The organism is Crenobacter oryzisoli, assembly GCF_030385785.1.
GTDB lineage: Bacteria > Pseudomonadota > Gammaproteobacteria > Burkholderiales > Chromobacteriaceae > Crenobacter_A > Crenobacter_A oryzisoli.
The window spans coordinates 1-8,652 of record NZ_JAUEDK010000087.1; the positions used below are offsets into that span (position 1 = coordinate 1).

Here is an 8,652-nt window from a genome sequence, read left to right on the forward strand (position 1 = left end):
GGCGCAGACTGTGTCCCTGCGCGGTCATTTGCATGATGCAGGCACGTTCTTCTGGGCAAAGCTGATGGTAGTGGGAGGGCATGGCAACACCTTATCAGGGTGTTGCACTTGGGGTTGGAAACCGCCCATCTATTATCCGAGCCGGCGCCAGTCCTCGCCGGCGTTCTCGCTGTTGGTGGACGCACTGCGCTATCGCGGTTGAGGCGGATTAGGCCGACGTTTCCGCCCGCGGAAAGCGGCTCTTAATGGCTGCTTTTGTCGCTGAAGCAGTCATTGTTTCCCTTAGAACCTGCTCACGATATCGCGAACGAAGGGTCAGCCAAGGCGAAATGACGCGAAAAAGCGTAATGTTCTTATCGAGTAGATCAGCATGTTGAGCGCCATTTCAACGCAGGATCACCCAAGTCCTAGAAGATAGAGCGCAGCAAATCGTGAACAGGTTCTTAGGTGTTCAGTCTCGGCAGTTGGGGGGAAGTCTGCAATTGACTGATGAAGTTCTTCGCTCAGACCAGCACTCGTTAGGTGTGCCAGCCCAGCTGGCACATCCGTAGATAGCATTGAACGGCTGTAAAGAAAAACAGCGGCCACATTCGGCCGCTGTTCGGGTTTCTGGCAAGACACGCCGCCAGCCATCGTTACTCCACCGGGCGGGCTAGCGGGTTAGGCGGGGCGTCAGCCACCTTGTAGAGAGTATTGCGGTCGGTATGGTGGAACGGCTCGTCCTGCCCCTGAATCTGCAGCACCGTGTCCTGGTCATAGCTCCAGCTGCCGTCCTCATTGAAGGAGATGCGAATGCGGTACTCCAGTGTCTTGAAGGCATGCTCGAGAAACGGGGCTGCACAAATGCCGAAGGTGTCGGAACCATGGGTGGCGACCAGCTCGAAGCTGTCGGCCCCCGACTCTGCCTGGCCCGCCGCCATCGCGGTCAGACCGCGCGGTATGGTCAGAGTCTGAATCACCGTGCCGGTGGCTGGCTCCCACAACCAGTAGCCAACCTGATCGTGGTAGGTCTTCACCTGTTCTGGCTTGGTGACGTGCAGATGGTAGCGCAGGCCGTAGTAGAGCTGTGGTCCGTTGGTCTGCGGATCGATAGGCTGTAGCTCGATGCGCTCCACATAGGCCTGCTTCTTCGGCCCAGCCGCCTTGGGTTTCACGTCCAGCCCGCGCCGGCCTTCCCAGATGCCAGCCAGCCGGGCCAGAGGGCCAAGATTGTTCAGCGTGTTGGCGTCGAAATCGGGTTCGGTATAGATGTCCTCCGGAAAATCACTCACCTACTTACCCCTTTCTTTCATTCATCTCGTCCCGGCATACCCGCAAATGCCGGTGATGCCGGGGCAGGTTCAGTCCTATTTGTGGACGGCAATATGGGCGGCTGATCAGTGCACTCCTATGGCATGACATGTCAGACATCGCCATGCCCTTTGCCACTATACGCCTCGACGCGCCGGATGCGGCCCCGTCTGCGCTCAGCTGGACGGTGCGGTCTGATTGTCACCCTGTGGTTTGGCCTTGGAGGTCAGCCAGTCGACCGGCAGCGGAAACACGATGGTGTTGCTCTTGTCTCCAGCGATGTTGGTCAGCGTCTGCAGATAGCGCAGCTGCATCGCCTGCGGCTCCTTGGCCAGCGTCTGTGCCGCCTGCAGCAATCGTTCGGCCGCCTGCATCTCACCTTCGGCATGAATGATCTTGGCGCGCCGTTCGCGCTCGGCCTCGGCCTGTTTGGCAATGGCGGTAACCATCGACTCCCTCAGATCCACCTGCTTGATCTCAACATTGGACACCTTCAGCCCCCAAGCCTCGGTCTGCGCATCGAGAACCTTCTGGATGTCGAGATTCAGCCGCTCGCGTTCGGCCAATAGCTCGTCCAGTTCGTGCTTGCCCAGTACCGAACGCAGCATGGTCTGCGACAGCTGGCTGGTTGCTTCGAGGAACTGCGCCACCTGGATGATTGCCTTCTCGGGGTCGATCACGCGGAAGTACACCACCGCGCTGACTGTTACCGACACGTTGTCGCGGGTGATCAGGTCCTGCGGCGGCACAGCGAACACCACGGTACGCAGGTCGACCCGTACCACTTGCTGCACCACCGGGATTATGATCACCAGCCCTGGCCCCTTCACCCTCCAGAAGCGGCCGAGCATAAACACCACGCCGCGCTCGTACTCGCGAAAGATGCGGATGGCCGAAGCCAGCAACATAAACAGCAGCAGCACCAATAGGCCGCCGAATCCCAGGGTGAACTCCATCATCGCCGCGCTCCTTCGTTAGTTTTTGTCATCCGGCACCACTATCAACACCAAGCCATCCCGCCCTACCACCCGCACCCGGCTACCGCGCGGCAGCGGCATGGCACTACGCACCCGCCAGCGTTCGCCCTGCACCAGCGCCCAGCCTTCGGCCGCGCCGCCGGGCAGATCATCGAGCAATTCGCCGCCCTGATGCGCCAACTGCTCGCCACCGCTGACCACCGGCCGCCGCCGCGACTTGAGCACCATGCCCGACACGCCGAACACGAACAGGCCGGTCACCGCCGCCAGCGCTGCGATCAGGCCGGGAGGAATGCCAAGGCCCGGCACATCCGTATTGATCAGCATCAGCGCCCCTATCGAGAACGCCACAATGCCGCCAACACCGAGCGTGCCAAAAGTCGGAAGGAAGGCTTCGGCCAACAGGCAGCCCAGCCCCAACAACACCAGCGCGAGGCCGGTGTAGTTGATCGGCAGCATCTGCAGGGCGTACAGGCCGACCAGCAGGCAAATTGCACCAGCCAGGCCCGGTAACACATAACCCGGGCTGGAGAACTCGAAGAATAGACCGTACATGCCGATCATCATCAGGATCAGCGCCACGCTCGGATCGGTGACGGCGGCGAGGAAGCGGTCGCGCCAGCTCGGTTCTATCGTCACGACCATGGCACCGGCGGTGTGCAGCACACGTTCCCCGGCGGCGGTGCTCACCTTGCGGCCGTCGAGTTTTTGCAGCAGATCTGGCAGGTCGCGAGCGGTCAGGTCGATCACCCTCTGTGCCAATGCCTCGTTGGCCGACAAACTGACCGCCTCGCGTACCGCGTGCTCGGCCCATTGCTCATTGCGTCCGCGCAGTTGAGCGAGACCGCGGATATATGCCGCCGCGTCGTTCACCTGCTTGCGCTCCATCGTGCTTTGCGACTCGGCGCCCCCCGATGCCGCCTTGGTAGACTTGTCCTCGTTCGGCGCCTTGCCGGGCGACGGCTCGGCGCCGCCCATTCCAATCTGCACCGGCGTGGCCGCGCCCAGATTGGTACCGGGCGCCATCGCGGCGATATGGCTGGCGTAGAGGATGTAAGTGCCGGCGCTGGCGGCGCGCGCGCCGCTCGGGGCGATAAACGAAGCGACCGGTACCGGCGATGCAAGAATCGCCTGGATGATCTGGCGCATCGACACGTCGAGCCCGCCTGGCGTGTCCATTTCCAGCACCACCAACTGTGCCTGGTCCTTTTGCGCCTGCGCCAGGCTGCGGGAGAAAAAGTCAGCCCGAGCCGGCCCGATCGCCCCGGTCAGCGGGATAACCTCGACGCGCGGCAGCGCGGCGTTGGTGCCGAGCATGACCAATCCCAGACAAACGACGGCCATGAGGCGCAGGCATCTCAACATACCCACGCCCAGCACCCGCCCACACCGACACAAAAGGGAGTCTGACTTCATCGCTGAAAGCTATCTAACGGTCTACATCAGGGGCCGCCAGCCCCCGAATCCGCCAGTACCAAAACAAGATACTTCCAGCTTATGTCGGCTTTGCGTTAATCGCTTGAATGGATAAAGATTTTTAGAAAACCCGGCTTGCCACAATCATGAAACCGGTCCACCGACACATAGCGCCTCCGCGGCTGGCAGCACACTTGCGTGATCAGCCAGGACGCTGGCGGCAGCGGTAACGTTGGACGAGCACAGAGGGCGAAGCCGCTCAGCGCCTTCGCCCTCTGTCTTTCCACCGCTAGACCCGATTTACAGGGTGAACTGCCTCACCACCCCACCTAGCGCCTTGGCGCGGTCGAGGAGGCTCGCCGCGCCCTGCAGTGAGTTCTCGGCCGCCTGGCGGTTGCTGTCGGCGGCGTTGCTCACCGACTCGACGTTGCCGGCCAGTTGCTGCGAGGCGTTGGCCTGCTCGCGCACTGCCGATGAGATTTCACCCATACCGCGCACCACGTCTTCGATCTGGCGAGTGAAGCCGTGCAGTGTGGCTTGCGCGTCACCTGCATGGTGGACGCTGGCATCGACACGCTCCAACGCGCCACGCATGCCGGAGGTCGCCTGGGCCGAATCCTGCTGGATCGAATCGATCATGCCGCCGATCTCCACCGTGGCGCTGGCAGTGCGCTCGGACAGCTTGCGCACCTCGTCGGCCACCACCGCGAAGCCACGGCCCTGTTCGCCGGCACGAGCCGCCTCAATCGCCGCGTTCAGCGCCAGCAGGTTGGTCTGGTCGGCGATATCCTTGATCACGCCGACGATCTTGTTGATCTCGTTGGCTCGCGCGTCGAGCTGGTCCAGCTGGGTCGCCAATTGTGTGACCTCCTGCTGCACCGAGTGCAAACCGCCAACCGCGGTTTCGATGTGGGTCACCGTGGCCTGGGTCTGCCCCTCGAACGAGTCCATCAACCGGCTGGCGTCGTCGGCCACGTTGGACACATGCGACACGCTGGTCGCCAGTTCTTCGAGCGCAGCAGCACTGCCATGCACATCTTCAGCCTGGGTACGCGAACGCTGCACTACCCCGCCGACCAGTTCACTAAGCTGATGCGAGACGTTCTCCACCTCGCGCGACTCGTGCTGGATTTCCAGCAAGCGCTTGCGCAGTGCGGCCATAAAGGTGTTGAACGACTCGGCAATTCGGCCAACCTCGTCGCGGCTGTGCACCGGCATCGTCCGCACTAGGTTCCAGTCGCCCCCCGCCAAGCGTTTCAGCGCCTCGTTCAATTCGTTCACCGGCTTTACCGTGCGCGCAGCCACCAGCGATGCGACCAGCACGGACAGCACCAGCAGCACCAGTCCGAAGCCGAGCACCTGCCACAGCACGGTCGAACGCAGCGCCTCGACTTTGGACAACGACACATCGACGCCGACCACGTAACGTACCCCGTTGGCCGAGGTGAACGGCGCGAACACCGAGCGGAACAACCCGTATTCACCGCGGTATTCCTCGAAGTGTACCTTGCCGTCGTTCAACGCAGCGGACAACCCCTGGGGCACCTGCTTGTATTCCGCCAGATACCAGTGCTCAAACTTGCCCGCCCTCACCTCATCTGGGCTGCCTGACGAGGTGGTGTACAGTACTCGGCCGTTGCGCTCGATGGTGGTGTAGACGTAGGCGAGATCCGACACGTGGGTGAAGTCGGTCAGCTTGGCGGTCTGCACAAGGTCGTTCGGGTCGGACGCGGGCAATTGATCGTGATAACCGATGCCAACCAGCCGCTGGGTTGCGTAGGCCGCCGTCATCAAGCGCTGGTCCACCCCGCGCATTTCCGCTCCGACGATGGCGTCGTAGGCGTAGATCGAATAGACCACCACAATCAGCAAACTGACCAAGCCGAAAGTTGCCGACAGCTTGGCCCTAAGACCCCAGCCCCGGTTCTGCATAATGTCCCTTTATCTTGAATATGGTCGATGAAGCAGGCGGGTAATGAGAGGCATTACCCAAAAGAAATCGTGCGGACACGAGACAAGACATGTCTCCCGCAGACAGCCCCTCCGCAGGAGAGACGCTAGCGAGGCATTGGCGGTTTTATTGGCGGCTCTAGCTCACGAGGCCTGCATCGACGCCACGCTCTTGCTCGCCTTGCGCTGCAGCAACAGAGTGTCGACTGTATACCCTTGCTTTAAGACGAAGACAAGTCAATGCAACTGCGTTTATGCCATTAAGGAAAGTATTCTTACCAATATGTCTCATATTTGATAGTCATCAAACAAATACGCCATTGGCAATATCGATGCCGACAAATTTTAGCCGGCGCTTACAAACCTGCAATCCTTGCACTATCGAGGGTTCTTCATAGTCCCAGGTAAGGCGGTCCAGGTATTTCAGCTGCAGACTACCGCCGCCTGCTGCTGCACCGCCTCCTGACCACCAACATGCACAACGGCCGGCCCCAATGCCTCGGGAGCCGGCCGTTTTCATTACACCCCGGTTACTCAACCATGCCCCATCAATCCGACGATGCCGACGATGATTAGGTATAGCGCGACAATGAAGTTGAGCAGGCGCGGCATCGTGAGGATCAAGATGCCAGCGATCAGAGAGATCAGTGGAGTTAGTCTCATATGGACATCCATCGTGCCATCCTTTCGCCGGGAGCTACACTCGTTCTATTTGACAGTGCAGACCTCATCGCCGACTTCCTATTCGCTCGAACGAGGACAGGGTCAGGAGGTGCACGACAACAATGCACTCCTGAGCAGTAAGGCCTGTTTTCTGAAAAAGGCCCGGGCCTGCCCCAGTCGCCAACCAAGAACGGCGGCACAACCCGAGGTCGGGACGCACCGCCGTTGATCGACCGTACTGGCTGCAAGCCTTCTTTGAGCACGGCAACCACGTCGCTGTATTGCTCAGGTCATTTATGCATGGGCATCGGAGGCTGTCGATCACATGGGGTCTGCCACGCCGTCAACGCAACCAGTGCACCCTCAACAGCTTCTGGGCCTCGTTGTAATGAAACTCCAGGTCGCCCTGGTAGGCGTGGTGCAGCGCCTCGCCCAAGTCGCGCGCGAGATGGATGTCGGTGGTGGTGATGAGCACCCCCTCCCCGTCCTGCTCGATGTCGATGATGCGGGCCTGCGGATGTTCCGCCTTGGCCCTGTCTTCGTGGTGGCGGATCAGCGCGGTCAGCTCATCGCGGTGGTCGCCGAAAAACTTGCCGCCAATATGGACAAAGCCGGCGGGAAAATGATCGCGGATACGGTGGCAGGCAGCACAGACCACTTCCGAAGCGCCATTCGGTCGGTCGCCCCATTGCCAACGGCCGGCGTGAAAGACGGCTCCGCAATCGGGGCAGACGGCGGGCTCGGGCAGCTTGTGCTGAAGCTTGTAACTATCGTGCTCACGTTCCTGGCGAAGCTGGTCGCGGCGGATGGTCTGAAAACCAGCGGGTGGTGTCCGAGAGGTCATTTTTGCTCCTCCTCAATAGTAAAACACATCGCATGACCGAAAGCCCAGAGGACGTCCGGAGCGGTTGCGCCAGGATGACCACAGTCACCCCTTGCGCAGATCAACCTCATTGACGAGCTGACGAGCGGCGCCGAAGAGCCGAAACACCGGTCTGCGGCCCAGGCGGCTTGTTTCACGAAGGGGCGAGGATGGACCGCACAGGCGGTCTCTCCAAATCGTCACTATCGATCGGCTTAGCCTGCGGATAAGGATCTCCACCACGCAGAGCCCCCTGCACGTGGTAGAGATGAGGACATCTCTCGCCTGCAATCGAGCTTCCTAAACCGCCGACACCGAGACCTCGCTGTTGGGAGCCACTCTATGCTCATGGTAGTCAAACGCCGAGCGCAAGTTTGCAACGAAATGCGTGAAGTGGTCGGCAGTAAAGATCGCTAATGGTCACAACGCGACCTGCTCGAGCCCCATTGGATGTGGGCTGCCCCACATACCCGTATAGCGGTGCCCTGCAATCTCCTGTAGGCATTGAGTTTGCAAAAAACGCCCCCACCTGCCGAATCATCAGCGTGTGCCGTACATGGCAGCGCCCCTCAACCAAACAGGATTCCTCATGGCCATTACCGTCAACGGCGTTGAAATTACCGAAGCCCAAATCCAAGCCGAACAGGCCAATCACGGCCAAGCGCCGGACCCGCGTGACGCAGCCATCCAGCAACTGGTACTGCACGCCCTGTTGCTGGAAAAAGCCAAGGAAAGCGGCATCGACACCAGCGCCAACGAAGGCCAGGCGATCGGCACCCTGCTCGACCGTGAACTGAAGTTCCCCCCGGCCGACGAAGCTGCTGCCCAGGACTACTACAACGCTTACCCGGAACAGTTCACCCAGGGTGACAGCGCCATGGCAAGCCACATCCTGCTGCCGGCAGGCAACGGCGACGAGCTGTCCAACGCATTGGCCAAGGCCAAGGCCGAAGGCGTGCTGGCCGAAGTGCAGGCCGACCCGTCGCGTTTCGCCGATCTGGCGTGCGAACACTCCACCTGCCCGTCCGGCAAGCAAGGCGGCGACCTCGGCCAGTTCGGCCGCGGCCAGATGGTGCCGGAATTCGAGCAAGCGGTATTCAGCACCGACGCCGGCGACATCACCCCGAATCTGGTAGAGACCCAGTTCGGCTACCACATTATCCAGGTGAATGCCCGTCAGGAAGGCGGCAAGGTCAGCTTCGACGAGATCAAGGAGCGCCTGCAGCAGCACCTGAACCAACTGGCCGCCCGCCAGGCGATGCACGAATACCTGTCGGCTCTGGTGAAGGCCGCCAAGATCGAAGGCTACACGATGTCAGGGCTGTAATTCGGCAAGCCAGACACAATAAAAAACCGGGCCAACTGCCTAATGCCGTTCACTTAAGCAAGTGAACGGCATTTTTCATGGTGCGAATCTGGCTCATATTCCGGCCAAGTTGACTCCCTCACGTTGGTCAAGATGGTAAGCAAGGCTCATAAACACCCTGATTTCTC

At 60.6% G+C, this 8,652-nt stretch carries 8 protein-coding genes; 2 read left to right on the forward strand and 6 right to left on the reverse strand.

The features are described from left to right. Window positions 1–202, forward strand: a 202-nt coding sequence (locus tag QU481_RS23070) for a hypothetical protein (RefSeq protein WP_289832315.1), incomplete at its 5' end; no start/stop codon positions are given. A gap of 433 nt (window positions 203–635) precedes the next feature. Here QU481_RS23070 and QU481_RS23075 read toward each other — a convergent pair. The 6 genes from QU481_RS23075 to QU481_RS23100 form a co-directional block, all read right to left on the reverse strand. Continuing rightward, on the reverse strand, window positions 636–1,271 hold the full coding sequence (locus tag QU481_RS23075; RefSeq protein ID WP_289832316.1) for an FABP family protein: 636 nt from the start codon (window positions 1,269–1,271) through the stop codon (window positions 636–638). Between the two features lie 195 nt (window positions 1,272–1,466). After that, window positions 1,467–2,249, reverse strand: coding sequence for a slipin family protein (locus QU481_RS23080; protein ID WP_289832317.1), 783 nt, complete (start codon window positions 2,247–2,249; stop codon window positions 1,467–1,469). Between the two features lie 15 nt (window positions 2,250–2,264). Further along, window positions 2,265–3,584: an NfeD family protein gene (locus tag QU481_RS23085; protein ID WP_289832318.1), complete on the reverse strand. Its 1,320-nt coding sequence runs from the start codon at window positions 3,582–3,584 to the stop codon at window positions 2,265–2,267. A 399-nt stretch (window positions 3,585–3,983) separates the two neighbouring features. Beyond that, complete coding sequence (locus tag QU481_RS23090) at window positions 3,984–5,615, reverse strand: methyl-accepting chemotaxis protein (protein ID WP_289832319.1); 1,632 nt, start codon at window positions 5,613–5,615, stop codon at window positions 3,984–3,986. Window positions 5,616–6,167: 552 nt separating this feature from the next. Then, a complete protein-coding gene (locus QU481_RS23095) occupies window positions 6,168–6,296 on the reverse strand; it encodes a DUF3096 domain-containing protein (RefSeq protein WP_289832320.1) in 129 nt (42 codons plus the stop codon). A gap of 343 nt (window positions 6,297–6,639) precedes the next feature. Next, a complete protein-coding gene (locus tag QU481_RS23100; protein WP_289832321.1) occupies window positions 6,640–7,140 on the reverse strand; it encodes a BCAM0308 family protein in 501 nt (166 codons plus the stop codon). A gap of 607 nt (window positions 7,141–7,747) precedes the next feature. Here QU481_RS23100 and QU481_RS23105 point away from each other — a divergent pair. Beyond that, entirely contained in the window at window positions 7,748–8,485 is a 738-nt protein-coding gene (locus tag QU481_RS23105) for a peptidylprolyl isomerase (protein ID WP_289832322.1), read from the forward strand. The last annotated feature ends 167 nt before the right edge of the window (window positions 8,486–8,652 follow it).